Genomic DNA, 24,805 nt, shown 5'->3' on the forward strand with positions numbered 1-24,805 from the left:
CCGTGTCGGCACCAGCCCGAACCGAGACGACTTTCGAGGGACCGACCGCCGCCGCGCTGCTCGCGGCGGAGCGCGCCAACGCCGAACGCCACCTGAACGGCGTGCGGGCGGTGGTGCTGATCCTGTTAGGCGTGAGCGCCGTGGTGTACGCGCCGAAACTGACGCGCGGCTTGACGCTGATCAACGCGTCGGTGCTGGTGCCCATGCTGCTGTGGACGCTCTGGCAGCAGGTCAGGTTCCACCGCCGGCGCCTCGAGCGGCCGTGGCTCGCCGCGGCCAACGCCATTGCCGATGCGACCGCGGTGACGTGCCTGCTCGTCGAATACGGCCTGGCGGTGACCCCGAGCCTCGTCGTGAAGTCGCCGATCTGGCTCACGTATTTCGTGATCCTCGCCGCCCGTCCATTCACCAGCTCGGCGCGCCGCGCCGTGCTCGTGTCGGCGCTCGTCGTTGCCGAATACGCCGGCGTGCTGACCTACTTCCTGTTCGTGGGGCACCTGCACTTCGAGCGCGACCCGATCCTGGCGATGACCACGAGCGGCGTGTCGCTGTTGGACGAAGGTGCCAAAGTTCTCCTGTTAGGCCTGGCCGCGTGGGTGGCCACGTACGCCACGGCGTGGAACGAGCGCACGCTGCGCCGCGCGCAGAACGCCCTGCGGGCCAGCGAAGCCGAGCTCCACGCGCTGGTCGGTGCGATGTCGGACGTCATCGTCGCGCTCGACGGGACCGGCCGCTACGTCAAGATTGCGGCGAGCGCGGCCGACGCCCGTCACCGCGCTCCCGTGGAATGGTTAGGCCGAACGGTGCGCGAAGTGCTGCCGCCATCGGCCGCCGAGATGGTGCACACCGGCGTGACCCGCGCGCTCGAGTCGGGGAAGCCGGTCGACGTCGAATACAGCCTCGAGATCGATGGCGCGGCGTCATGGTTCGCCGGCACGGTGTCGCCGATGGACGAGAACGCGGTGGTCTGGGTGTCGCGCGACATCACGTCGCGCAAGCAACTGGAGTCGCAGCTCGCGTACCAGGCGCTGCACGATCCCCTCACCGGGCTCGCCAACCGTGCCCTGTTCCACGACCGCGTCGAGCACGCGCTGGCCAGCATCGAGCGGGTCGGCGGACGGCTCGCCGTGTTGTTCCTGGATCTCGACGACTTCAAGACGGTGAACGACAGTCTGGGCCACACCGAGGGCGACCGGCTCCTGGCCGCCGTGGCGGCGCGGCTCCTCAACGCCACCCGCGGGTGCGACACGGTCGCTCGGTTAGGCGGCGACGAATTCGCGGTGCTCCTCGAGAGCGTCGCCACGGACTCCGACGTCATCACCGTCGCCGAGCGCATCGCGACGAGCCTCCGCGCGCCGATCACGCTGGACGACAAAGCCGTGATGGTGAGCGCCAGCATGGGCATCGCGCGGGCCAACGACGCCGAAGGCGTCGACGAGCTGCTGCGCAATGCCGACGTCGCCATGTACACGGCCAAGAGCGCCGGCAAGGGCCGCTACGCGATCTTCGCGCCCGAGATGCACAAATCGCTGGTCGATCGAATGGCGCTCGAGGCAGACCTGCGCGAGGGCATCACGCGCGACGAGCTCCGCCTCATGTTCCAGCCGATCGTGGACCTCGGCACCGGACGCCTCGCCGCGGCCGAGGCGCTCGTCCGATGGCAGCACCCGTCGCGCGGCCTGCTGGCGCCGAACCTCTTCATCCCGGTGGCCGAGGAAACCGGCCTCATCGTTCCGTTAGGCCGGTGGGTGATCGGCGAAGCGTGCCGCCATGCCGCGACGTGGCAGGCGCCCTCGCCGCTCGACGAGCCGCCGACGGTGACCGTGAACCTGTCCGGCCGCCAGTTCCAGCACGCGGAGCTCGTGCGCGACGTGGCGTCCGCGCTCGCCGAGTCCGGCCTCGAGCCGAACCGGCTGGTGCTCGAGATCACGGAGACGGTGATCATGCGCGACGTCGACGCGACGCTCGCGCGCCTGCTCGAGCTCAAGGCGCTGGGTGTCCGCCTGGCGATCGACGATTTCGGCACGGGCTACTCGTCCCTCGGCAGCCTGCGCCGGTTCCCGATCGACGTGCTCAAGATCGACAAGGCATTCGTCGACGGCATTACGTTAGGCGGCAACGACGCGGCGCTCGCGCGCACGATCATCGCGTTGGGCGACATGCTGTCCCTGCGCACGGTGGCCGAGGGGATCGAGGACTCGCACCAGTTCCGCGCGCTGCGCGAGCTGGGCTGCGAGCTCGGACAGGGCTATCTCTTCGCCAAACCGCAGATGCCCGACGCGTTCACCGCCCTGCTTGCCGCATCGCGCGCCGGCGTGCCGGCCGCGCAGCCCGCCCTGAGCCGCTGAGGCGCCGCGCGCGGCGCAACCGAGGCGTCCGGCGCAGGCGCTCCGCGTGGAATAAACCGCGATGTTCCGTTAGAACGTCCACTGCACGCCGAGCGTCGGAATGCGCGGCAGTTGCAGCTTCGACCGCTGATTCACGACTACCTCGGCGGCGTTCCAGTCGGCGACCGTGTAGCCGAGTCCGCGCGGATTGTTGCGGCCGTAGACGTTGAACACATCGAGGTACACCGACAGCTTGCCGGGCCCCAGGCGGCGATCGTTAGACACTCGCAAGTCCAGCCGGTGGTACGGTCCGATGCGCGTCGAGTTGAACAGACCGTACTCCGCCCGCACGTGGTGTGTGCCGTCGACCAGCGTGTCCAGGCCGAACGTGATCGGCGTCGCCGGCCAGCCGGAATGGAACTCCCACGCCGCGGTCACCCGCCACCCCGGGTGCGGCGAGGCGCTCGCGTCGACGTGGATCGAGTGGCGCTGGTCGTACGGAGACGGCACCCACAGGCCGTCCACCTTGTCGCGCGACGACGCGAGCGCATAACTCGCGAGCCACTGCACCGGACCGCGCGTCGAGGACGCGGAAATCTCGAGCCCCCTCGCGTACCCGCTCACCGGATCGATGAGCACGCGATCGTTCCCCGCCTCGGGGAACACGTCGAACGAGCTCTCGAGATTCACGTACTCCGGATCCAGGCGCAGGAGCTGGCGGTCGTACGCGTCCACCTTGAGCGTCACGCCGCTGAAGCGATGATCGACGCCGAATTCGCGCTGTTCGTCGCGCTCGGCGCGGGAGAACCGGGTGACCCCGTCTTGCACCTGCAGCTCGTAGAGGGCCTGCGGCTGCGCATAGAGGCCCCATGCCGCGTGCAGCGTGGTTCGGCTGCCGAGCGCGTACGAGGCGGCGACCCGGGGGCTGCTCATGTGCTCGCCGGTGTAGCTCTGGCGGTCATAGCGCACGCCCGCCTCCACGCCTAACGACGGCGTGAGCTGCGCGAATTGCGTGGCGTACGCGCCCATCGTGGTGCCCTGCGCCGAAAAGCGGGTGCCGAGGTCGTTGGAGTCCGTCACCCACGCACCCGCCTCGACGACCGGCAGCGCCTGCTGTCGTGCGTATGTGTACTGCGCCTCGAGCGAACGGTACTGGGCGCCGACTTCGGTTCTCAAGCGCGGCGATTCATCGACCGTCACCGACTGCTGGACGGACTGCGCCTGGAAGCCGCGCCGGTCACCCACCTCGAGTGCCAGCCCCGTGTTCGACGTCTCGCCGCCCGTGCGGTCCCACGTCAGCTCGGCGTCGGACACCATGGTGCGCGTGGTGAGCCACGTCGTCGGCATCGACGTCCACGTCGCCCAGACGTACTGGCTGCCGTACTCGCTGGCGAGCGAGGGCTCGTCCGACGCGTAGAAGAACAACCCGTCGTTGGAGCGCAGGGCGCTGATCGCCAACTGGTTCGTTGCGTTAGGCCTGATGCGGATGCGCGCATAGCTGTCGTCGTAGCGGGGCGCGAGGGTACCCCCATCGCCTGCCAGGTCGAGGGCCGCCGCGAGCAGGCCTTTGCGGGCCGACACCATGATGTCGGCGTGGGAGCCGTCGACTGGCGCTGCCATCTCCGCGCTTACACCGCTCACGCTTGCGTTGAGCGAGCCGTGCGCGCCGGTGACTGCATCGTCGCGCGATTGCAGCGCGAACACACCCGTCAGGTGATCGCCGTAGCGGGCGCCGAACCCACCCGTACTGATGGTCGCGTTGCCAAGGATCCCCGGATCGATGATCGAGATCGCGCCGTCGAGATCTTTGAGGTGGAACGGCTCGTAGAGCTCCATTCCGTCCAGCGACAGCAGCACTTCGCGGTTGGCGCCGCCGCGCACACGAAATCCCGCCGAGAGATCGCTCGCCGAAACGCCAGGCACGCGTGTCACCGCGCGAAATGCGTCGTCGGCGATCTGCGGGGTGCGCGCGATGTCGTCACGAGTGAGCTCGACCGATGGGACCGCACCCGTGGCTGCGATGTTCGTCGCAACGGAAGGCACGGCGACCGTGTCGAGCTTCGTCGTGAGATGGACGAGCTCCGCTATGACCGGCGTCGTGGACGCCGGTGGTACGGTCACGCTCGTGAGTGTATCGGGTTGAAAGCCGATGCGGCGTACGATGACGACGTGCTCACCAGCGGCGACTGGCGCCACGATGAAACGTCCATCGCGTCCCGAGCGGGCCGTCTGCGTGACGCCCGACACGGTGACTATCGCATCTGGAACCGGTGCGGCCGAAGCGGCCGCGCGAACGACCCCGCTTATGCTACCCTGAGACCAACCTGGAGCAGAAACCGCTGCACATAACAGCACTGATAACGGCACCGCAGTTCGTTGCGGTAACCAGCTTGCGTGGCGACGTCGCCACATGAGGCGCCTCCCCTGCCTGTACTTCTCGCGCCTCAAATGTAAGCGCGTCGTGCGTTATGCACACCTCCCCTTCGAAATTCGGAGACGCATTTCGCCGCAGCGGCGTCACTCCGCGCGCCGGCGCGAGGATGGGATCGACCCTGGGGAGCCCGGCGCCCACAATAGCGAGCCCAAGCATCACCGCGGCAAGTCGAGCGCGATTGCGGCGAGCGCGTGCGCAGGTATCGCCGCATCCGGCAGGATCGGGTGTCAGACCTTCGTCAGAAGACGCCGATGAGGACAGCCCGTTCGCCACCCACCGCGTTGTGTAGGAAAGTCAGTGTCAGTTCCAGCCCCAGGGAGGCCAAATGCCTAACGGAATGTGCGCGCTCGTCGCCGCCGCCGTGCTCATCGGCACGAGCCTGCGTGCGGATCCATCGTATGCGCAGGCAACCGGCGCGCGAGCGGACAGCGACTCGGTGATCGCTCTCGAGCACGCATGGTTGGATCACGAGGATTCCACGACCTTGCAACGGATCCTGGCGCCCGATTTCGTGCACGCCTTGCCCAGCGGAGAGATCATCGACAAAGCCGAGCACGTCGATTACGTGGCCAAGCATCCGCGTCCCGCGTCGGTGCATTCGCGGTTCGAGCGGCTCGACGTCAGGGTCTATGGGTGGGCCGCGATTGCGACGGGCATTGTCGATGCGACGCGCGATGGACAGCCGGGGGTGCGGCGCACGGTGTTCACCGATGTGTTCGTGAAGCGCGACGGCCGCTGGCGGGCTGTGAGGGCGCAGGAGACCAACGTCGTCAAGCACTGACGGCGTTGCGCGTTCCGTGGCGACAGCGCTCGATGCGAGCGGGCCCGCCCCGGCATCTGCGCCGGAGCGGGCCCGCTCCATTCGTGTCGCGCCTTCCGTTAGAACGTCAGGCCGACGAGCATCGAGAAGTAGCGGTTCTTGATGTTGCTGCCCTCGAAGGTGTCGCTGAAGCCGTACGAGTAGCGCGCGCCAACCGACATCTGCGTCGCGCCGACGTTGAAGCCGAGACCCGCACCGGCGACGCCGAGCATGTCGAACGACTTTTTCTGGGCGCCCGCGTCGTCGCAGCTCGCGCTCTCGCCCGACTGTGAGAAGTCGCAACCGACCTGGTAGGCCGCGGCCGGACCCGCAATGAAGAACGGGTGCACGGGGTTCTTGGCCATCACGTCCCAGCGGAGCAGCACGGGCACCTGAATGTAGTTCATCTTCACCGTCATGCCGTCAGAGCTCGCGCCCTCTTGCGTGTACAGCGCTTCGGGCTCGATCGACCACGCGCTGTTCATGTGCAGCGTGAGGAAGAGACCAGCCTGGAAGCCGGTGCGGTTGCTCACGCCGGAGATGTCGCTCCCACCCAGGGTGGAGAGGTTCAGCCCACCGAGTACACCGATGGCCGGCTTGGGCGTCGCGAGCTGAGCCGTCGCGGTGTGGGAGGCAGCGGCCAGAGCAAGTGCGGCCGCGGAAACCATGACGAATCGCTTGTGCATGTGGATCTCCGAAGAAGTCCAGTCGACCGGTCAAGGAGGCGGGGCAATCGCGACAGGGAGGAGTCGCTGGTGCCGCCGCTGACGCGCCAGACCTGGCTAACTGCGTTGGGGCGCGTGACCTGCTAGAAGACGGTCGACCGGTCAAAACGTGACATTCCCCGCGGTGAAACATGCGTTGGCACAAGCCACACCGTCACTTCGACGACTTTGCTTTCGCGTTAGTCGTACCTGTCAGAATGCCAGTTCGGATGCGCACGGCCTGGCCATGGCGCCCTGGATGTCTTGAAGACGCACGACGATACGAGCCGCGCGTCGATCCGGCAGAGTGAGGGACAACGTGCCCGAAGCCCGCTTTACATCGCGGCGTTCTTGCGCAATCACTTCATGCATGACCAACGCTGCGTTGTCGAACCGGTGGCTCGCCACGTCGCGTGCCCGCGTGCGGATATTCGGCCTGCTCGTCGTTGCCGCCATGGGACTCTCGTGCTCCTTTGGCCCGGCGCAGAAGCAGGAGCTGTTCGCATATACCCATAACCGCGGCACGCTGGCTACCGTGACGCTTACGCTCTTGCCGTCGCGCGGGCGCTACCAAGTGCATCGCGTCGGCTTGACGAGCACGACCGGCCTCCGCGCGCAGGGCATTGTGATGGAACCCGTGCCCGACACCGGCCATCTGCCGGCCGTCCTGTTGGAGGATGGGCGCGACGAAAACAGCAGCGCGCTCGAGCACCTGCCGCACGAGTTCGGCGATGTCGTGGTCCTGTCGCTGGACTACCCGCGGTCGCTTCCTACGAGCATTTCGCTGTCCGATGCGCTCTTTCATTCGGGCGCGTTGCGGACGACCGCGCAGCACATCCCGCAGATGTTCTCGTTAGGCGCGTCGTACCTCGCGTCGCGGCGCGATGTCGACCCGACGCGCATCGCCATCGCGGCCACATCGTTCGCGGTGCCGTTCGCGACGATTGCGGCGGCGGCCGACACGAGATTCCGGAACGTGGCGTTGATTTACGGCGCGGGCGACCTCTCGAAGGTGGTGGCCGCGAATCTGGACACGCACCCGGCGTGGCTGCGGTCGCCGCTGGCGTGGCTGGCGACGCGCCCATTTCGCAGTCTGTCGCCCGAACGGTTCATCGGCGCGATCGCTCCCCGTCCCGTGATCATGGTGAACGGAATCGACGACCCGCAGATGCCGGCCGACGCGGCACGGCAGCTCTATGACGCCGCGCGCCAGCCGAAGACGCAGATCTGGCTCGAGACCGGCCATCTGATGCCGACCGACAGCGCGCTCATTCGCGCGCTCGTCGACACGGCGTTGTCGCGCATGCCGGTGCTGCAGCGACCGCGATAAGGCGCTTGCGCCCTCGCGCTGGTCCACCGAAGTTCTCTCGCCATGCCGGTGCGAAAACGAGCCGGGCGCGCGCGCCGTCTGTCGTGGGACCGGTTGCCGCGCCCCGAGCTGATGCAGGTGCGGTTGCGCGACCTCGGCGTGTCGGTCGAGGGCTCATGGCTCGAGCCGCAAGTCGAGCAGCTGCGGCGCGAGCTGCTCGACCGGGCGCTGGTGTTCCAGCCGCACATCTGGCTCTCCAATGAGTGGTTCTCTCCGTTGGGCATTCCCGGGTTCGCTGTGCCGTTCTATCTGGCCCATCCGCGCCTCATGCGGCTGGAGCGCTCGCAGATGCTGGACGTGGAAGGCGGCACCCACGGCGAATGCATGCGCATTCTTCGGCACGAGACGGGACACGCCATCCAACACGCCTATCGCCTGCACCACCGCCGCCGGTGGCGCTATCTCTTCGGGAGCTCTGCCCAACCGTACCCGGATCAGTATCGGCCGAACCCGGCGAGCAAGCAGCACGTGCAGCATCTGCGGCTCTGGTATGGACAGAGCCATCCCGATGAGGATTTCGCCGAGACGTTCGCCGTGTGGATGCGTCCCCGCCGCCGGTGGCGCGCGCGCTACGCTGCCTGGCCGGTGGCGCTGCGCAAGCTCGAGTACGTGGACGAAGTGATGGCCGAGGTGGGCGGACAGCCGCCGTTAGTCACCTCGCGCGCGGTCGTCGAGCCGCTGCGCAGCATTTCTACCACGCTGGGCGAGTACTACGAAGCGCGGCGACGCCGGTACGTGGTCGAGGTGCCGAACACGTACGATCGAGATCTGCTGCGCCTCTTTTCTCGCGACCCGGCGCATCGCTCGCACCCGACGGCCGCCGCCTTCCTCAGGCGCCACCGGGCCGCGATTCGCCAGCTCGTCGCTCGCTGGAGCGGGGAGTATCAGATCACGTTGGACTCAGTCCTCTCCGACATGATCGTGCGCTGCCGCGAGCTCGGGCTGCGCGCGGTGGGACGCGAGCGCCCGCTCGTCACGAACTTTGCGGTGCTGCTCGCGGTGACCATCACGCGCGTGCTCTACAGCCGCCGGCGCGAATGGATCGTGTTGTGAAACGGCTCCGCGTGCTGGCGCTCGTGTACCCCGACCACGTCCCGCCCGACTCCTTGGACGGCTTCGACGAGCAGGAGATTCTGTCGTGGCGCGCCGAGTACGACGTGATCACGTGTCTGCGAAAGGCGAGGCACGAGGTGCTCGCGCTCGGGGTCCAGGAGGAATTGCAGCCGATCCGCGATGCGGTCGGGTCGATGAAGCCGCACGTCGTGTTCAATCTGCTCGAAGAGTTTCACCACAACGCGCTCTACGATCACAACATCGTGAGCTTTCTCGAGTTGATGCGCGTGCCGTACACCGGCTGCAATCCGCGCGGCCTGGTGATCTCGCGGGACAAGGCGTTGGGCAAGAAGCTCCTCGCGTACCACCGCATCCGCACGCCGGCGTTTGCGGTGTTTCCGTTGGGCCGGCGGCCGCGGCGGCCGCCGAAGCTCGGGTTCCCGCTGATCATCAAGAGCCTCACCGAGCACGCATCGTTAGGCATCGCCAAGGCATCGCTGGTGCACGACGACGCCGAGCTCGAGGACCGCGTGCGGTTCATCCACCAGAATCTCGACACGGACGCGATCGCCGAGCAATTCATCGAGGGCCGCGAGCTCTACGTCAGCGTGCTGGGCAATGCGCGCGTGTGGTCGCTGCCGGCGTGGGAGCTGGTGATCGAGCACAGCGCGCCGAACGAACCGCTGATCGCGACGGCAAAGGTGAAACACGATCTCGAATACCAGGAACGGCGCGGCGTGCAGCTGCAGGCGGCCAATCTCGACGAGCCGTTGGCATCGCACATCGGGCGGCTCAGCCGCCGCATCTATCACATCCTCGAGATGTCCGGCTATGCGCGCATCGACTATCGTCTCGATGCACAGGGAATCCTGTGGTTTCTGGATGCGAATCCCAACCCGGACATCAGCGCGAGCGAGGAGCTGGCGTCGGCCGCCAAACGTGCAGGCATGAGCTACACGAAGCTCCTGCATCGCATCATGTCGCTCGGCCGTTCGGCACACGGGCATCGTCCGTAGGGATCGCGGCGCACTCTTCCGCCCGCAATCCGATCTGCGCTAATTGGTGGCAGAGCCGGCCTATCCACCCCACCATCGGAGCTCCCGCATGAACACCATGGTCTCCCTCGGTCAACTGTGGCTGCCGATCATCCTCTCCGCCGTCATCGTGTTCGTCGCGAGCTCGATCCTGCACATGGCGCTGAGATATCATCGCGCAGACTACGGAGGGTTGTCCAACGAAGAAGCCGTGCGTGCCGCAGTGAATGCGGGACGGCCTGCGCCCGGGCAGTATTCGATTCCCTACTGCGCCGACCCGAAGGAGCTCGGCTCGCCCGAGAAGGTGCAGCTGTTCACCGAGGGGCCGGTCGGCATTCTCATCCTGCGGCCGACAGGCCCCACGAAGATGGGATCGTTCCTTGGCGCGTGGTTCATCTTTCTGCTGGTGATGTCGTACTTCACCGCCTACGTCGTGTCGCGCACGGTTCCGTTAGGCGCACCCTATCTGGCCGTGTTTCGGATCGCCGGCACCGTTGCCTGGATGGGATACGCCGGCGCGGAGATCACGAATGCCGTCTGGCGGTCGCAGCCGTGGAGCGTGACGTGGAAGAACGTGCTCGACGCGCTGATCTACGGACTGCTCACCGCCGGCGTCTTCGGCTGGCTCTGGCCGCGGTAGCTCATCGAGCGGCGCGCGGCTGATGGGTCGCGCGCCGTAACAAAGGATGCGTCGGCGAGGGACAGATTTCCCATGCGCGGCCGCGCGTCGTAACGGACTTCGCCTGCGTTCGAGGTGGCGCATTACAACGCCCTGATCGAGCGTGACCGTGTTCGAGGAGGCCGAGTCAGGTGTCGGTATGGCGTCCTCACAGCGACTCACCGCCGGCGCACCGCGCGGTCCCTGGTTCTCGCATGCGCGCACGATCGCAGCCATTGCATCGGCCGGCGCGGCGGTCGTCTCGCTCGTATCCGCGCTCTACACGTACGGCGTGATCGGACGGGCCGACGCGCACGAGACCATCGGCAACATCGGAGCGGCGTGGGTCGGCGTTAGGCCGACGGCCGACACGGCATGCTCGGTGGGCGACACCCTGCACCTCGCGGCGACGATTACCGATCGCAGCGGCAGCGTGCTCGTTGGCGCGCACCCGATCTGGACCACGGACGATCCGCGTGTCGCCACGGTGCTCGGCGATGGCTCCGTCGTGACGCGCGGGCAGGGGTCGACGACGATCGATGTCATCGTCGGCGGACTGGTCGCGCGCGCGCGGATCGTGGTTGCCCAGCGCGTTGCGGCGGTCTCGGTGGAAGCGGCGGCGCTCGACAGCACGGTGACGGTCTCCGAGGATGGACGGATCGGGCTGACCATTGTCGCGCGCGACGCACGCGGGTATACGATCGCGGGCGTGATCCCGCGATGGCACATCGACGACTCGACGGTGGCGACGGTCGATTCATCGGGGCTTCTCGTTGGGCGAAGCGCCGGACGCTCGATCGTCACGGCAGCGGTGGGCGCGATCGCCGGGCGGGCAGCGGTCACGGTCGTGGCGACGCCGGCCGCCATCACCGCGGTGTCGGGAACGTCGCAGCGCGCGCTCGCCGGCCGGACCCTCGCGCAAGCCATCGTCGTGCGCGTGACGAGCCGGCACGGCCGGCCGATCGAGAATCAGCTCGTCATGTTCGCTCCGGCGGGTGGCCAGGGCATGGCGTCTCCCGATACGTCGCGCACCGACGCCGACGGACGCGCCCGCACGACGTGGACGTTGGGCGGTCTGCCGGGGCGGCAGCTGCTGCTCGCATCGGTGGACCATCTCGATACGGCAGTGCGCGTGGCGGCGGAAGCGGATCCGGCGGCACGCAACACGCGCGTCGCTGCGCTCGCAACCGGGCTCGCCGCCGAGGCCGGCACTGCGCTGGGCGACTCGGTCGGCGTGCGCGTGACGGATTCGACGGGTCGTGCGCTGAGCGGCGTGCCGGTCGTGTGGACGGCGCTGGACGGTTCCGTTAGGCCATTGGATGCGCGGACGGACTCGCTCGGGCAGGCGCAGGTCCGATGGACGCTGGGCGACGCGCCCGGCACGCAGCGCCTCCGCGTCCAGGTGGGCGAGGCGGAAAGCGCCGATCCCGTCGCACCGATCACCCTCAGCGCCGCGGCGCGCGCCGGGAAACCCGCGGGCATTGCGATACTCGCCGGCGATGATCAGAGCGGCGCGGTCGGCAAGACGCTCGCGGCGTCGGTCGCGGTCCGCGTGGTGGACGCGCACGGCAACCGCGTGGCGGGCGTGCCGGTGGTGCTGTCGCCGTCCGGCGGCACGGTGCCCGATACGGCGCTCCGGACCGATTCGTTAGGCGTGGCCCGGACGCGGTGGACGATGGGCCGCACCGCCGGCCGCCTAACGCTCGCGGTGCACGTCGACGGCATCACCAGGCTGGTCGCGGTGCATGCGCACGCGACGCCGGCCGCGCCGGCAAACCTCGCGTTCGATGACGCGCAGACCGCGCGCAGCGCCCGCGGCGTTCGGCGTCTCGTCGCGCTGGTGACGGATGCCTACGGCAATCCCGTCGCCGGCGTGCCGGTGCGATTCGCAACGCAGAGTGGATCGGTCTCGCCGGCGCGCGCGGTGACCGACGCGGAAGGACGAGTGGCGCTCGCATGGACCGTGGGCGGCCGCACCGGCGAGTTGACCGTGTCGGGCATCGCGAAGGGGCGCGACGTGAAGGGCACGTACACGGCGCACGTCGCCTCAATCCACGCGGCAGCGCATACCCGGCGCTGATCGTCCGAGCGTTCGCCCCGTTGGGCTTGCTACATCAAGTTCCTTGCTGTAAGGTCGTGCCGATCGATCCCACCTGTTGGATCTCCGTCCATCTCCCTCGGCACACGTATGCTCAGAGCTCTCGGTGTGTTCGCGGCCGGCACGGTCGCTGTGGCAGTCGTCGTGAGCGCTTCGGCCAGCCAATCGCCGTCCGCGACACCACTCGGCTACTACCGGTATCCAGCCATCCACGACACGACCATCGTGTTCACCGCCGAAGGCGATCTGTGGACAATCGGGTTGGGCGGCGGCGTCGCGCGGCGGCTCACGAGTGGCCGCGGCGAAGAGGGCGACGCGTCGATTTCGCCGGATGGCGCGACGATCGCGTTCACCGGACAATACGAAGGACCCGCGGAAGTCTACACGATGCCGATTGCCGGCGGCCTTCCCGAACGGCGCACCTGGGACGGCGCACGTGACGTCGTGGTCGGGTGGACGCCCGACGGCCGCGTGCTGTATTCGACACGGCAATTTGCGACGCTGCCCATCGACCAGCTCGTGACGCTCGACACGGCGACCGGCGTTCGCACGCGCGTGCCGCTCGAGCAGGCCTCCGATGGCGCGTACGATGGCGGGACGCTGTTCTTCACCCGCTTCGGCTTTCAGGGCAGTCACACGCGCCGCTACAAGGGAGGCACGGCCCAGCAGCTCTGGAAGTGGAGCAGCGCGATGCCCGAAGCGGTGCCGCTCACGGGCGACTACGCGGGCACCAGCAAGACGCCGATGCCGTGGAAGGGCCGCATTTATTTCGCGAGCGACCGCGACGGGACGATGAGCATCTGGTCGGTCGATGAGAACGGCCGCGATCCGCGACAGCACACGCATCACACGGATTTCGATCTGCAATCGCCGTCGCTGTCGGATGGGCGCATCGTATACCAGTTGGGCGCGGACTTGTGGGTGCTGGACCTGTCCACGGGACAGGACCGTGCGATTCCTATTCGCCTGGCGTCGGACTTCGATCAGATGCGAGAGGAATGGGTGGACACGGCGATGAAGTGGGTGAGCGCGGCGCACCTTTCGCCTAACGGCGACCGCGTCGTGTTGACGGCCCGCGGGCAGTTGTTCGTGGCGCCGGTGAAATCGGACCAGGGCCGGTTGGTCGAGGCGGCTCGGCATCCCGGCGTGCGGTACCGCGACGGACGCTTCATGCCCACCAGCGACTCGCTGCTGGCGCTCTCGGATGAAAGCGGCGAAGTCGAGCTGTGGACCATGCCGGCCAACGGTGTGGGTGCGCCGCACCAGCTCACGCGCGACGGGACGGTGCTGCGCTGGGAGGCAGTGCCATCGCCTAACGGGAAGCTCATCGCGCACACGGACAAGGACCGCCGGCTGTGGATCTATGACGCGGCAACCGGCGCATCGAAGCGCATCGGGACGTCGGACTACGGCGACTTCTCGGGCCTCGCCTGGTCGCCCGACTCGCGATGGCTGGCTTACCAGGTGTCGGGGTCGAACGGCCTGAGCCGCATCGACGTCTACGATGCGCGCGGCGGCACGACCACGGCGGTAACGAGCGATCGATACGATTCCCATACGCCGGCGTGGAGCCCGGACGGCGCGTGGCTCTGGTTCCTCTCCGACCGGCATTTCCGTTCGACGGTGGGTGCGCCATGGGGATCGCGGGCACCGGAACCATACTTCGATCAGCAGACCGAAATTTTTGCGTTAGCACTCCGCGCGGGCGAACGGTTTCCGTTTGCGCATGCGGATGAGCTGCACCCCGACACGGTCGCGGTACCGAAGAAGCCGGAGTCGCGCGTGCCGGGCGCTCCCAAGGCACCCGTTGCCGTCGCGCTGGACTCGACTCCCCGCGTGACGATCGACACTGCCGGCATCATGGACCGATTGTATCGCGTTCCGGTCGACCCGGGGAATTATGCCGGATTGAGCACAGATGGCGCGCGGCTCTACTTCCTGTCCATGGACCGTGCCAAGCCGCGGCAGGCGATGCTGCACGTGCTGACCATCACGCGCGTCGATCCGAAGATGCAGACGCTGGTCGACAAGGTGACCGGGTACGAGCTCTCGGCGAATCGGAAGAAGCTGTTGGTGCGGCGCGGCGACGATCTGTTCGTGATCGACGCAGGTCCCCGTCCACCCGAGAAGCTGAGCGACACGCAGGTCGACCTGTCGGGATGGAAACTGCACATCGTGCCGCGCGAAGAATGGCAGCAGATGTATCGCGAGGCCTGGCGTCTGGAGCGCGACTACTTTTACGACCGCAACATGAACGGCATCGACTGGAAGGCGATGCGGACGAAGTATGCGCCGCTGGCCGCTCGTGTGACGGATCGCAACGAGCTGTCCGATGTGTTCGGCCAGATGATCAGCGAGCTCTCGGCGCTCCACATGTTCGTGTACGGCGGCGACATGCAGACGGCGACGGAGCAGATTGCAACCGGGGCGTTAGGCGCGGAGCTGGCGCGCGACGCCAGGGCCGGCGGCTACCGTGTCGTCCACGTATATCGAAATGATCCGGACGATCCGGACGATTTGTCGCCGCTGGCGCGGCCCGGTGTGGACGTGCGGGATGGCGAGACCATCGTCGACGTGAACGGGACGCCCGCGTTGTCTGGTCCGTCGCTCGGCGCCCTGTTGCGGAACACGGCCGGCACGCAGGTGCGGCTGCGAGTCAAGGGCGCGGGCGAGTCCGCGCGCGACGTGATCGTCGAGCCCATTACCGCGCGGGCAGCGGCCAATCTTCGGTACGACGAATGGGAATACACACGCCGCCGGCTGGTCGACAGCCTGAGCCACGGGCGCATCGGGTACGTGCATCTGCGCGCGATGACCAGCAACGACATCGCCCAGTGGGAGCGCGACTTCTATCCGGTGTTCAACCGCGATGCGCTGATCGTCGACGTGCGCAACAACGGCGGCGGCAACATCGACTCATGGATTCTCGAGAAGCTGATGCGGCACGCATGGATGTTCTGGCAGCCGCGCATCGGCGCTCCGTACTGGAACATGCAGGAGGCGTTTCGCGGCCCGATGACGGTGCTGGTGAACGAGCACACCGCGTCGGACGGCGAAGCGTTCGCGTACGGATTCCGCGCGCTCGGGTTAGGCAAGCTCATCGGCACGCGGACCTGGGGCGGCGAGATCTGGCTGTCCTCGTCCAACATTCTCGCCGACCGCGGCATCGCGACCGCCGCCGAGATGGGCGTGTACGGGCCGAACAGCGAGTGGCTGATCGAGGGCCACGGCGTGGATCCCGACATCGTCGTGGACGACACGCCGCACGAGACGTTCCTCGGCCGCGACGCGCAATTGGAGACGGCGGTGCAAACGCTCATGGATCAGTTGGCAAAGCAGCCGCCGAGCGTGCCCAAGCCTCCCACGTATCCGCACAAGGGTCCTTGACGACGTGGCGCGCGCCGCATCGCGGCGCGCAACACGGGCCACACGTCGCGCCGCTGGTGCCTAACGAGGTGATGCCGGGTCAGACGTTGTCGTTGCCGTCGTCTTCGTCCTCGGCGCCGGGCAGGCCGCGCGGATCGGGCTTGACCGTGAACGGCTGGGTGTAGCTCTTGCCGTCCACGGTTAGGCGTGCGGTGAATGCGCCCAGCAGCGGGATGCGGCGCCGGCCGAATCCGCCGCCGCCGCCCGCGCCGCCGCGCGGCATCTCCTTGACCGGGATCCACACCACGCGGTGCATGCCGGCGGACGTCGCAAACGGCACTGGAGCCGGCCGCCACAGCGCCGTGGTGTTCGGAATCCCGGGCCGGCGGCGCGCCGCTCCCCCGGCACCCTCAGCCTCCGCGGGGGCTCCGCTCGAGAAGGTATGCACCACCCGTCCGCCGGCGTCGAGGATCTCCAGCGTCACGGCGCCCGAGGCCGCGCTCTTCAGGTAGTAGTCGATCGCCGCTCCGTTAGGCGGGTTCTCCGCTTGCGGCTCGTCTTTCTGCAGCGGTGTGCCGTCGTCGCCGCCCTGATTGTAGTAAATGGCGTCGGAGGGCTTGAACAATACGGCGCCGGTCGCGAGCTGTGCGGCGTCGAGCTGCCGCAGCGGCGCGATGTCGTCGATCACCCAGAAGCCGCGACCGTGCGTGGCGACGATGAGGTCGTTTTCGTAGACCTCGAAATCGCGCACCGATGTCGTCGGCAGGTTGAGCTGCAGCGGCAGCCACGAGTCGCCATCGTCGAACGACACGTAGGCGCCGCGTTCGGTCCCGGCGAACAACAGGCCGCGGCGCTTCGGATCCTCCTTGACGACGTGCACGTACACACCGGCCGGCAACCCCTTCGTGATACGCTGCCACGTCTTGCCGAGGTCGCGCGTACGGTAGATGTACGGTTCGAAATCCTGAAGTTGATGGCGATCGACGCTCGCGTAGGCGGTGTTGAAGTCGAAGTGCGAGGCGTCAATCATCGTCACCCGGCTCCACGGCGTGAGCGCCGGCGGCGTCACATTCTGCCAATGGCCGCCGATGTCCATGGTCACCTGGATGTTCCCATCGTCGGTCCCGACCCAGACCATCGGCACCAGAATCGGAGACGGCGCGATCGTGTACACCACTCCGCGCTGTCCGTTAGTCCCGGTGTCGGCGGCGGCGGCGGCATCCAATCCCGACGGCACACCAGGCTGCGCACGCGTCAGGTCCGGACTCACGCGCGTCCAGGTCTGCGCGCAGTCGGTGGACAGGAACACGTACTGATTGCCGTAATAGAGCGACCGCGGATCGGCGCGTGACACGACGAGTGGCTGCGTCCAGTCCGCACGCGCGGTCTCGCCTTTCGGCACGTCCGGCGCGCTCGTGCCGGCTATCGGCACGTTGAGTGCGAGATCGAAGCGCTGGCCCGTCCCGCCGAACACGATGCCGGGATGGAGCGGATCGCCGGCCGTATAGCCGCTCTCGCCGCCGGCGCCAATCGGCTCCCAATCGCGCATCGAGATCTCGCCGAACTTTCCACGCGAGCGCACCGCGACCGCGCCGCTGTCCTGTTGGGCGCCGGTCACCCAGTACGGGAAGCGGAAATCGACGGAGACATGATAGATCTGCGCCGTCGGTTGGTTGAGCCACGAGCTCCACGACACGTCGCGGGGATCTTCACTCTTCGCATTGCGCGTGATGACTGTGCCTTGGTCGCTGGCGACGATCAACGTGTTCGGATCATCGGGCGAGACCCATGGCTGATGGTAGTCGTCGCCGCCCGGTGAACCGCGCACGGGCACCCACGTGTGGCCGCCATCCATCGAGCGGGAGACCGACACGTTGCTGACGTAGACGACATCCGCGTTCTTCGGGTCGACGGCGACGTGCTCGAAGTACCAGCCGCGTCCCCACAGAGCGGAATCGTTGGACAGGCGCGTCCACGACGCACCCGCATCGTCGGAGCGGAAGAAGCCGCCTAACCCGGGAATGCCGACGCCGAACCGGCGCGCGGCGACGGCCGCCTGCGACGTGTCGACGGGAATGCTGGGATCCTGGACGAGGTCATCGATCACCGCATAGAGACGCTGCGGATTGCTCGGGCACACGGCGATGCCGCTCTTGCCGATGCCTTCTTTCGGCAATCCGTTGGTCAATTCGGTCCACGAGTCGCCGCCGTCGGTCGATTTGTAAATGCCGCCGCCGGGACCATTCGTGGGTGCGTACACGAACCACGGTGGACGGCGCGTGTTCCAAAGTCCGGCGTAAATGACTTTCGGGTTGGTCGGATCGATCACGACCTCGATCGCGCCGACGTTTTCGTTCTTGAACAACACTTTCTTCCAACTGTGTCCGCCGTCGGTCGAGCGATAGATGCCGCGCTCGGCGCTGGGTCCGTAGAAATTTCCGATTGCGGCAACGAACACGGTGTTCGGGTCGGTCGGATGCACGGCGACCTTGCCGATGTGCTGCGTCGCGTCGAGGCCGAGGTGCGTCCATGTCTTGCCGGCATCGGTTGACTTGTACACGCCGTTGCCGAAGCCCGTCGAGTCGCGCAGCGTGCACTCGCCGCTGCCGACGTACACGGTGTCGGGCTGGGAGGGCGCCACGGCAACCGCACCGATCGACGCGACGGGATTGGCATCGAACACGGCCTCCCAGACGCGGCCGGCATCGATGGTTTTCCAGAGACCGCCATTGACCGAACCCGAATAGAATTCGTTAGGCCGGCCCGGCACGCCCGTCACGGCGTCGGTGCGTCCGCCGCGAAAGGGGCCGAGCAGTCGCCACTGCAATCCGGAAAAGAGCGGTGAGAGATCGGCGGCCGGCGCCGCGAGCGCGGACGGCGCATCGGCGAGCGCGTGCGGTGGACGTCGCACGACATCGCGAACCATCGAAGGGGCGCGGGAAAACAACGTGAGCGCGCCACCGTAGAGTCCGGCGCGCACGAGGAAGTCGCGCCGGGTCACATCGACGACGGGGCGGTCAGATTCGGGGTCCGGAAGTTTGTCGTGTTTCTCCACAGTCGGTCTCTCGCGGTGCGGGGATGCGCGCGAGCATCGAGTCGTGTTGGTCGCACGCGTCGCGCTGTCAAATAGGACGCGGTACAGCGCGTGTCAAGCGAGGCGAATGGATGCGACTCAGCGGCGGGCGGCCGCGTAGGCAATGGGGTCGCGAGCGCCGGCGGCCGCGAAGCCGCGCAGGCGGAGGAGGCACGCGTCGCAGCGGCCACAAGCTTCCCCGGTGGGCAGCGGGTCGTAGCAGCTGCACGTCCCGGCATAGTCCACGCCTAACGAAAGCCCGAGGGCGATGATCTCGGATTTCGCGAGATGGAGCAGCGGCGCGTGGATGCGAAACCGGCTCGCGCCATCGACGCCTGCTTTCGTCGCCAGATTGGCAAGGCGCTCGAACGCCTCGATGAATGCCGGTCGGCAGTCCGGGTAGCCTGAATAGTCCAGCGCGTTGACGCCGATGAAGATGTCGGCGGCATCGAGCGTCTCGGCGAACGCCAGGGCGAGCGCGAGAAAGATGGTATTGCGCGCCGGCACGTAGGTGATCGGAATGCCGCTGCCGATCTTCTGCTCGTCGCGATCTTTGGGCACGGGGATGTCGGCGGTGAGCGCGGATCCGCCGAATGCGCGCAGGTCGAGCGAAATGATCTCGTGGCGCGCGACGCGCATCCGGTGGGCGATGCGCGACGCCGCATCGAGCTCGGCGGCGTGGCGCTGACCATAGCGCACGGTGAGCGCGGCAACGTCGAATCCATCGCGCTGCGCAACGGCGAGCACGGTGGTCGAGTCGAGTCCGCCACTCAAGAGAACGACAGCGCGCGGCCGTGAGGTTTCGCTCATGCCGTAGAAGGTACGCGTCGATCGCGGAGATGGAGAGAGCCGGGTTTCTTGAGACGCGGTCCGGCCGCGCGTATGTTGCGACATGACCGACCTTCGACACGCCGAGTCTGCGCCGGCGCGTTGGCCCGTGTTGCCGCTGGACTCATGGGCGGACACGCTCGCCACGCTGCACATGTGGACGCAAATCGTCGGCAAGACGCGACTGTCGCACGCCCCGATGGTGAACCATTGGTGGCAAGTGGCGCTGTATGTGACGCCGCGCGGACTCACCACATCGGCGATGCCGGCCGGGGACGGGGTGCGGACATTTTCCGTCGACTTCGATTTCATCGATCATCGGTTGGACGTGCGCTCGAGCGATGGACGCACTGCGAGCGTCCCGCTCACTGCGCAAACCGTATCGGCGTTCTACGCGGCCTATCTCGAGGCGCTCGAGTCGCTCGGCCTCGAGGCACGGATTCGACCGGTGCCGGTGGAGACGGCGGTTGCGATTCCGTTCGCCGACGATCGTGAGCATGCCTCGTACGACCCGCGTGCCGCGCACACCTGGTGGGTGATTCTGAGCGAGGCGCATCGGGTGCTGGAGCGATTTCGCGGACGCTTCCTGGGCAAGAGCAGCCCGACCCACTTTTTCTGGGGCAGCTTCGATCTGGCGCAGACGCGATTTTCGGGTCGCCGCGCGCCGAAACACGGCGGCGGAGCGCCTAACTGTCCCGACTACGTGATGGTCGAGGCGTATTCGCACGAGTGCGCCAGCGTGGGTCTCTGGGCGGGGAGCCCGGGCATGCCGGGACCGGCGTTCTACGCCTACGCCTATCCCGAGCCCGCTGGCTACTCGGCGCGTTCCGTTAGGCCTGAAGGCGCCGCCTACGATGGCGCGATGCGCGAGATGATTCTGCCGTACGACGTAGCGCGGCGCGCCGCATCGCCGGACGACCTGATTCTCGAATTCGCGCAGTCCGCCTACGACGCGGCGGCTGAGTTAGGCAAGTGGGACCGCGCCGCGCTCGACCGGCCGCAGCACGAATGGCCGTGACCGCGGGCCACACGGTCAGGGAATGCCGATGAACTTGTGGGTCTGCAGGGAGAGACGCCAGCGCGGGTGCTCGAGACAATAGGCCAGCGCGCGCTGTGTGTTCTGCTCGCGCTCGGGACCATCCATGGGCTGGAGAAAGAAGTGTTGGAACGCGAGCGACTCGAACCGTTCGGGCTGCGCTTCCGGCTCGCGCTGCGGAAAGACGAGCTTGAGCTCGTTGCCCGACGTAAGGCGCAGGGGCGCCCGCGCTTTGGGACTCACGCAGATCCAGTCGATACCCTGCGGCGCCGGTTGCGTCCCATTCGTCTCGATGGCGACGTGGAAGCCGGCCTGGTGGAACGCATCGATGAGCGGCGCATCGAGTTGGAGCAACGGTTCGCCACCGGTGCACACCACCAGCGGAGTGCCGGACGGGCTTCGATTCTGGTTCCAGGTTTCGAGCGCGGCCCGCGCGAGCGCGGCGGGCGAGTCGAAGCGGCCGCCGCCCGGTCCGTCGGTGCCGATGAAGTCGGTATCACAGAAGGTGCACACTGCCGTCGCGCGATCGCGCTCGAGGCCGGTCCACAGGTTGCAGCCGGCAAAGCGGCAGAACACGGCGGCGCGTCCGGTCTGCGCTCCTTCGCCCTGGAGCGTGTAGTAGAGCTCCTTGACGGCGTACGTCCGTGGCATGATGACCGCGGTCTCCGTTAGGCGTGGGCGTGCGTGCGCGGCGAGGCGCACGGCCTGGTCCCGTATCGCGCTCGCCGCGCGTGGCAGGTCGCCTCGCTCATGATTGAAAGGATAACAGTCATCCGTCAATCATGAGCGAGGAGGCCTGCCGGCGCCACGACCCCGGTGGGCCGGCACGGTTTCCTCCCTGTCGCGAGCGCACCGCTCACGACGGATGCGATCATTGTCTCGGAACTCTTCCATTGGCGTCGACGGTCGCAGCGATGGCCTGCTGCGCGGCATTGATGCGGGTGAGCCACTCGGACTCCGGCGCGGCATCGGCGGCTGCCGCATCGCTGGCCGGCGGACCTGATCGGGCAACCAGCTGCCGGAGCGCATATGCGAGGTCCATGGCCGCATGCACCGAGTCCATGTAGCGCGGCACGTGCAGCGGCAGGTTGATCTCCCACACCGGCCGCGTAGCCAGGCGGAAGCGCTGCGCCGTGCGATCGACGCGACGCGCCCAACGGAGCCGGGCGCGGGGCGGCAGCGATGGCGCATCGGGCGCCGTGAGGGCGGCCACCGCGTGCGCGGCTTCGCGGAGCAGATCGCCCGCCCGGCGTTCGACCGACGCGCGCGCGGGCGTCGGGAGCACGAGGCTGGCCACGACGGCGCCGATCGCCGCTCCGAGGAGCGTCTCCTCGAGCCGCAGCGACAGCAGCGCCGACGAGTAGTTGCCTAACGTGTCGTAGAGCAGCGCGAGCGCCGTGGTGACGAACACGATCATCCAGGCGTACGAGAGCGGCGCGAGGTAGAACGCGCCGAACACGCTGAGAAACAGCAGCACGAGCGCCAGGTGCTCGTTCCGGCCGACGGCCTGGGCGACGATCACGCCTAACACGACGCCGCCCACCGTGCCGAGTACCCGCTGCCAGGCCCGCGAGAGGCTCTCGGCGCGGTTCGTGGCGCGAATGAAGACGACGAACGCGCCGATCACGGCCCAGTACCAGCGCGCCGACGACACCGGATTCCCGGCGAGCATGGCGAGGCCGGTCGCGATCGCCGCCTGGATCGCGAGGCGCAACGACGGTCGCATGGCCTCGCGAGAAGGCGCGGCGACGTCCGGGTTGAGGCCGAGTGCCGTCGCGCCGCCGGCGGCGGTGACGGATTCGCCGATCACCGCATCGGCCGGCGCGGGCGCCGTCCACGGATGCGTCTTTGCGATGATGTCGCCGGCAAACCGCAGTTTGCGTTGGAGCGAACCCGGAAGCGCCCCGGCCGCCCTTGGCGCAGGCCCGAGCACGTCGTACCCGCGAAGGCGCGCGCCTAACGCAACAACGTCGCGCGCCACCTGCGGGCGCGCCCCGGCGGGCTGGGCGCGCACGGCGGAGACGACGTCGGCCACGGTCTCGATGGCCAGCTCCATGTCGAACACGTCGAGCGCCCATTGATCCGCGGCGGCACTCCGGCGATGCCGCGCCTCGGCCTCGTCTTCCAGCGCGAGCGCCGCATCGTTGAGCCGCGCGATCGATATGCGCGAACGGTGCACACGCCACGGCGCATCCGTCGCGGCCTCCGCCCTGCGCGCGAGCGCGTCGAGCAGCGCGGCGGCGCGGGCGCGAAACGCGACGAGCATCTCATCGAGCAGGCGGTCGGGCCGGTCTCGCACGACCGCGAATCGCGCGATGTAGGCGATCGCCACGCCGACGAGCACCGAGATCGACGCGAGGCGAAGATCCCCGGCGCCCGTGCGGGCGAACAGCGAGAAAAAGTAGCCCATGAACGCCAACAACCCGAGCACGGAGCCGCGGGGGCCGTAGCGGCGCGCGAACGTGGCGCAGAATACCACGACGCAGAAAAACAACTGGTCGAGCCACAAGTGGTGCGCAGCGAGCGAGCCGAGCGCGATCGGCGCGATCGCGGCCGGAGCTGCGAGAAGCATCGTGAGGCGCTGTGCCCGAGGCGTGTCGTCGAAGACGCGCGCGGCAGCCATGATGCTCACGACGATGCCGGCGAGGACGACGGTCGCCGGCTCGTGACGCGCGTGGGCGAGCGGCACGAGCGCAGCGGATGCGGCGGTGGCGGCGAGGGCGGCGCGCGCGCCGGCGCGCCACCGTGTTAGGCCGGGGTCCGATGCGATCACGAGGTCGAGCGCATGGCGCACGGGAGCCGGGCGCACGGCATCGCGCCGTCGCGACTCGTCCGAGGTCCTCCGTGAGCGCATCGAAGACGCCGGCGTGCATAGACTGCGCCATGCGGCGGCGGTTGACGCCGGGGAGCACGGGCCGCATCGTCCGGGGCGCAGCGTGCGTTGTGCACCGGAGTCGGCGACGCTCGGGGGCGGCAGGCGCGCGATCCTCTTCCGTTAGGCACATGCCCGATTTCATCCCCGGCGCGCGCGACGCCCTCGAGCGGCTGCGCGCGCTTCCTGCCCTTCCGCTCATCACCGAACCGACGCCGATTCAGGAGATGACACGGCTGCGTTCCGCTCTCGGCGGCGGACCGCGACTGGTCGTCAAGCGCGACGATGCGATTCCGTTCGGGTTCGGCGGCAACAAGGTGCGAAAGCTCGCGTACGTCGTTGCCGGAGCGGTCGCGTCCGGCGCCGACGCGCTGGTCACCAGCGGCGGCGTGCAGTCGAACCACGCGCGCGTCACGGCGGCGGTCGCGGCGACGCTCGGCATGCCATGCGTGATCGTCGCGAACGGCGTACGGCAGGAGCGACCGACCGCCAACGCGTTTCTCGACGTGCTGCTCGGCGCGGAGGTCCGATACGTAGGCTCGCGTGAAGCGAGGGCGGCGGCGGTCGAGGACGTCGCGGCGGAATTGCGGCTGCAGGGGCGGACGCCGGCCGCCATTCCTCTTGGCGCCTCGACTCCGTTAGGCGCGCTCGGCTTCGTCCGGGCGGTGGGCGAAATGCTGGAGCAGGGTCCGGCGCCCGACGTGATCGTTCACGCGAGCTCATCGGCCGGCACGCAGGCGGGTCTGCTCGCCGGATGTGCGCTCCACGGCATGCCGACGCGTGTGGTCGGCGTGAGCCCGGACGACCCATCGGCGTCGATCGCGGGCCGGATTCGCGAGGTGTTGCGCGGCATGGGGTATTTGTTAGGCATCGACGGCGCGGCCGTCGCCGAGGCGCAGCCCATCGTCGTGGACGACACGTTCATCGGCGGCGGCTACGGCGTGCCGAGCGATGCGTCGCGCGAGGCGCAGCGTCTGGCCGCGCAGCGCGAGGCCATGTTCGTGGACAACACCTACACCGCCAAGGCGCTGGCCGCCCTCATTGCCTCAGTGCGATCGGGCCGCATCCCGCGGGACGCGACGGTGATGTTCTGGCACACCGGCGGCCAGGTGGGCATCTTCGCCTAACGGCGAAGCGCCGCACCCGGACGCGGC

At 68.0% G+C, this 24,805-nt stretch carries 16 protein-coding genes; 10 read left to right on the top strand and 6 right to left on the bottom strand.

All coding sequences use genetic code 11. The annotated features are described in order from the left end of the window. Window positions 1-2 precede the first annotated feature (2 nt). The gene (locus VFW04_16355; protein ID HEX5180904.1) at window positions 3-2,348 is read left to right on the top strand and encodes an EAL domain-containing protein; all 2,346 of its coding nucleotides are present in this window, start codon (window positions 3-5) and stop codon (window positions 2,346-2,348) included. A 69-nt stretch (window positions 2,349-2,417) separates the two neighbouring features. Here the strand turns inward: VFW04_16355 and VFW04_16360 are convergent, their stop codons facing one another. Then, window positions 2,418-4,739, bottom strand: coding sequence for a TonB-dependent receptor (locus VFW04_16360; protein HEX5180905.1), 2,322 nt, complete (start codon window positions 4,737-4,739; stop codon window positions 2,418-2,420). A 347-nt stretch (window positions 4,740-5,086) separates the two neighbouring features. Between VFW04_16360 and VFW04_16365 the strand changes: the two genes are divergently transcribed. Beyond that, entirely contained in the window at window positions 5,087-5,542 is a 456-nt protein-coding gene (locus VFW04_16365; protein HEX5180906.1) for a nuclear transport factor 2 family protein, read from the top strand. A 98-nt stretch (window positions 5,543-5,640) separates the two neighbouring features. Here VFW04_16365 and VFW04_16370 read toward each other — a convergent pair whose 3' ends face one another. Beyond that, a complete protein-coding gene (locus tag VFW04_16370; protein HEX5180907.1) occupies window positions 5,641-6,246 on the bottom strand; it encodes a porin family protein in 606 nt (201 codons plus the stop codon). Between the two features lie 388 nt (window positions 6,247-6,634). Here VFW04_16370 and VFW04_16375 point away from each other — a divergent pair, with 388 nt between their 5' ends. The 6 genes from VFW04_16375 to VFW04_16400 all read left to right on the top strand — a co-directional run bounded on the left by VFW04_16375 (window position 6,635) and on the right by VFW04_16400 (window position 15,863). Then, complete coding sequence (locus tag VFW04_16375; GenBank protein ID HEX5180908.1) at window positions 6,635-7,594, top strand: hypothetical protein; 960 nt, start codon at window positions 6,635-6,637, stop codon at window positions 7,592-7,594. A gap of 42 nt (window positions 7,595-7,636) precedes the next feature. Next, complete coding sequence (locus VFW04_16380; protein HEX5180909.1) at window positions 7,637-8,686, top strand: hypothetical protein; 1,050 nt, start codon at window positions 7,637-7,639, stop codon at window positions 8,684-8,686. Further along, on the top strand, window positions 8,683-9,702 hold the full coding sequence (locus VFW04_16385; protein ID HEX5180910.1) for a hypothetical protein: 1,020 nt from the start codon (window positions 8,683-8,685) through the stop codon (window positions 9,700-9,702). The genes VFW04_16380 and VFW04_16385 overlap by 4 nt, the downstream gene beginning before the upstream one ends. An 88-nt stretch (window positions 9,703-9,790) precedes the next feature. After that, window positions 9,791-10,360, top strand: a complete 570-nt coding sequence (locus tag VFW04_16390) for a hypothetical protein (GenBank protein HEX5180911.1) — start codon at window positions 9,791-9,793, stop codon at window positions 10,358-10,360. Between the two features lie 142 nt (window positions 10,361-10,502). Further along, the gene (locus VFW04_16395) at window positions 10,503-12,458 is read left to right on the top strand and encodes an Ig-like domain-containing protein (GenBank protein HEX5180912.1); all 1,956 of its coding nucleotides are present in this window, start codon (window positions 10,503-10,505) and stop codon (window positions 12,456-12,458) included. A gap of 108 nt (window positions 12,459-12,566) precedes the next feature. Then, a complete protein-coding gene (locus VFW04_16400) occupies window positions 12,567-15,863 on the top strand; it encodes a S41 family peptidase (GenBank protein HEX5180913.1) in 3,297 nt (1,098 codons plus the stop codon). A gap of 79 nt (window positions 15,864-15,942) precedes the next feature. Here VFW04_16400 and VFW04_16405 read toward each other — a convergent pair whose 3' ends face one another. Beyond that, on the bottom strand, window positions 15,943-18,897 hold the full coding sequence (locus tag VFW04_16405) for a glycosyl hydrolase (GenBank protein HEX5180914.1): 2,955 nt from the start codon (window positions 18,895-18,897) through the stop codon (window positions 15,943-15,945). Window positions 18,898-19,014: 117 nt separating this feature from the next. After that, entirely contained in the window at window positions 19,015-19,725 is a 711-nt protein-coding gene (gene queC / locus VFW04_16410) for a 7-cyano-7-deazaguanine synthase QueC (protein ID HEX5180915.1), read from the bottom strand. Window positions 19,726-19,807: 82 nt separating this feature from the next. Here queC and VFW04_16415 point away from each other — a divergent pair, with 82 nt between their 5' ends. Next, window positions 19,808-20,761, top strand: a complete 954-nt coding sequence (locus VFW04_16415; protein ID HEX5180916.1) for a DUF5996 family protein — start codon at window positions 19,808-19,810, stop codon at window positions 20,759-20,761. A 15-nt stretch (window positions 20,762-20,776) separates the two neighbouring features. On the opposite strand, the gene queE is transcribed toward VFW04_16415, so the two are convergent. Together queE and VFW04_16425 are read right to left on the bottom strand one after the other, a co-directional pair. Then, window positions 20,777-21,481, bottom strand: coding sequence for a 7-carboxy-7-deazaguanine synthase (gene queE, locus VFW04_16420; GenBank protein HEX5180917.1), 705 nt, complete (start codon window positions 21,479-21,481; stop codon window positions 20,777-20,779). 169 nt (window positions 21,482-21,650) lie between these two features. Further along, window positions 21,651-23,588 carry an FUSC family protein gene (locus VFW04_16425; GenBank protein ID HEX5180918.1) on the bottom strand — a complete coding sequence of 646 codons (1,938 nt, stop codon included), beginning with the start codon at window positions 23,586-23,588 and terminating at the stop codon, window positions 21,651-21,653. Between the two features lie 194 nt (window positions 23,589-23,782). On the opposite strand from VFW04_16425, the gene VFW04_16430 reads away from it, so the two are divergent. Beyond that, window positions 23,783-24,778 carry a pyridoxal-phosphate dependent enzyme gene (locus VFW04_16430; GenBank protein ID HEX5180919.1) on the top strand — a complete coding sequence of 332 codons (996 nt, stop codon included), beginning with the start codon at window positions 23,783-23,785 and terminating at the stop codon, window positions 24,776-24,778. Window positions 24,779-24,805 lie beyond the last annotated feature (27 nt).

It is taken from the genome of Gemmatimonadaceae bacterium, from assembly GCA_036273715.1.
Lineage (GTDB): Bacteria > Gemmatimonadota > Gemmatimonadetes > Gemmatimonadales > Gemmatimonadaceae > JADGGM01.

What these genes read in the sequence shown, in the direction of transcription:
- VFW04_16360 (HEX5180905.1), bottom strand. Translation starts at nt 4,739, where the DNA reads ATGTGGCGACGTCGCCACGCAAGCTGGTTACCGCAACGAACTGCGGTG.
- VFW04_16365 (HEX5180906.1), top strand. Translation starts at nt 5,087, where the DNA reads ATGCCTAACGGAATGTGCGCGCTCGTCGCCGCCGCCGTGCTCATCGGC.
- VFW04_16370 (HEX5180907.1), bottom strand. Translation starts at nt 6,246, where the DNA reads ATGCACAAGCGATTCGTCATGGTTTCCGCGGCCGCACTTGCTCTGGCC.
- VFW04_16375 (HEX5180908.1), top strand. Translation starts at nt 6,635, where the DNA reads ATGACCAACGCTGCGTTGTCGAACCGGTGGCTCGCCACGTCGCGTGCC.
- VFW04_16380 (HEX5180909.1), top strand. Translation starts at nt 7,637, where the DNA reads ATGCCGGTGCGAAAACGAGCCGGGCGCGCGCGCCGTCTGTCGTGGGAC.
- VFW04_16390 (HEX5180911.1), top strand. Translation starts at nt 9,791, where the DNA reads ATGAACACCATGGTCTCCCTCGGTCAACTGTGGCTGCCGATCATCCTC.
- VFW04_16400 (HEX5180913.1), top strand. Translation starts at nt 12,567, where the DNA reads ATGCTCAGAGCTCTCGGTGTGTTCGCGGCCGGCACGGTCGCTGTGGCA.
- queC (HEX5180915.1), bottom strand. Translation starts at nt 19,725, where the DNA reads ATGAGCGAAACCTCACGGCCGCGCGCTGTCGTTCTCTTGAGTGGCGGA.
- VFW04_16415 (HEX5180916.1), top strand. Translation starts at nt 19,808, where the DNA reads ATGACCGACCTTCGACACGCCGAGTCTGCGCCGGCGCGTTGGCCCGTG.
- VFW04_16430 (HEX5180919.1), top strand. Translation starts at nt 23,783, where the DNA reads ATGCCCGATTTCATCCCCGGCGCGCGCGACGCCCTCGAGCGGCTGCGC.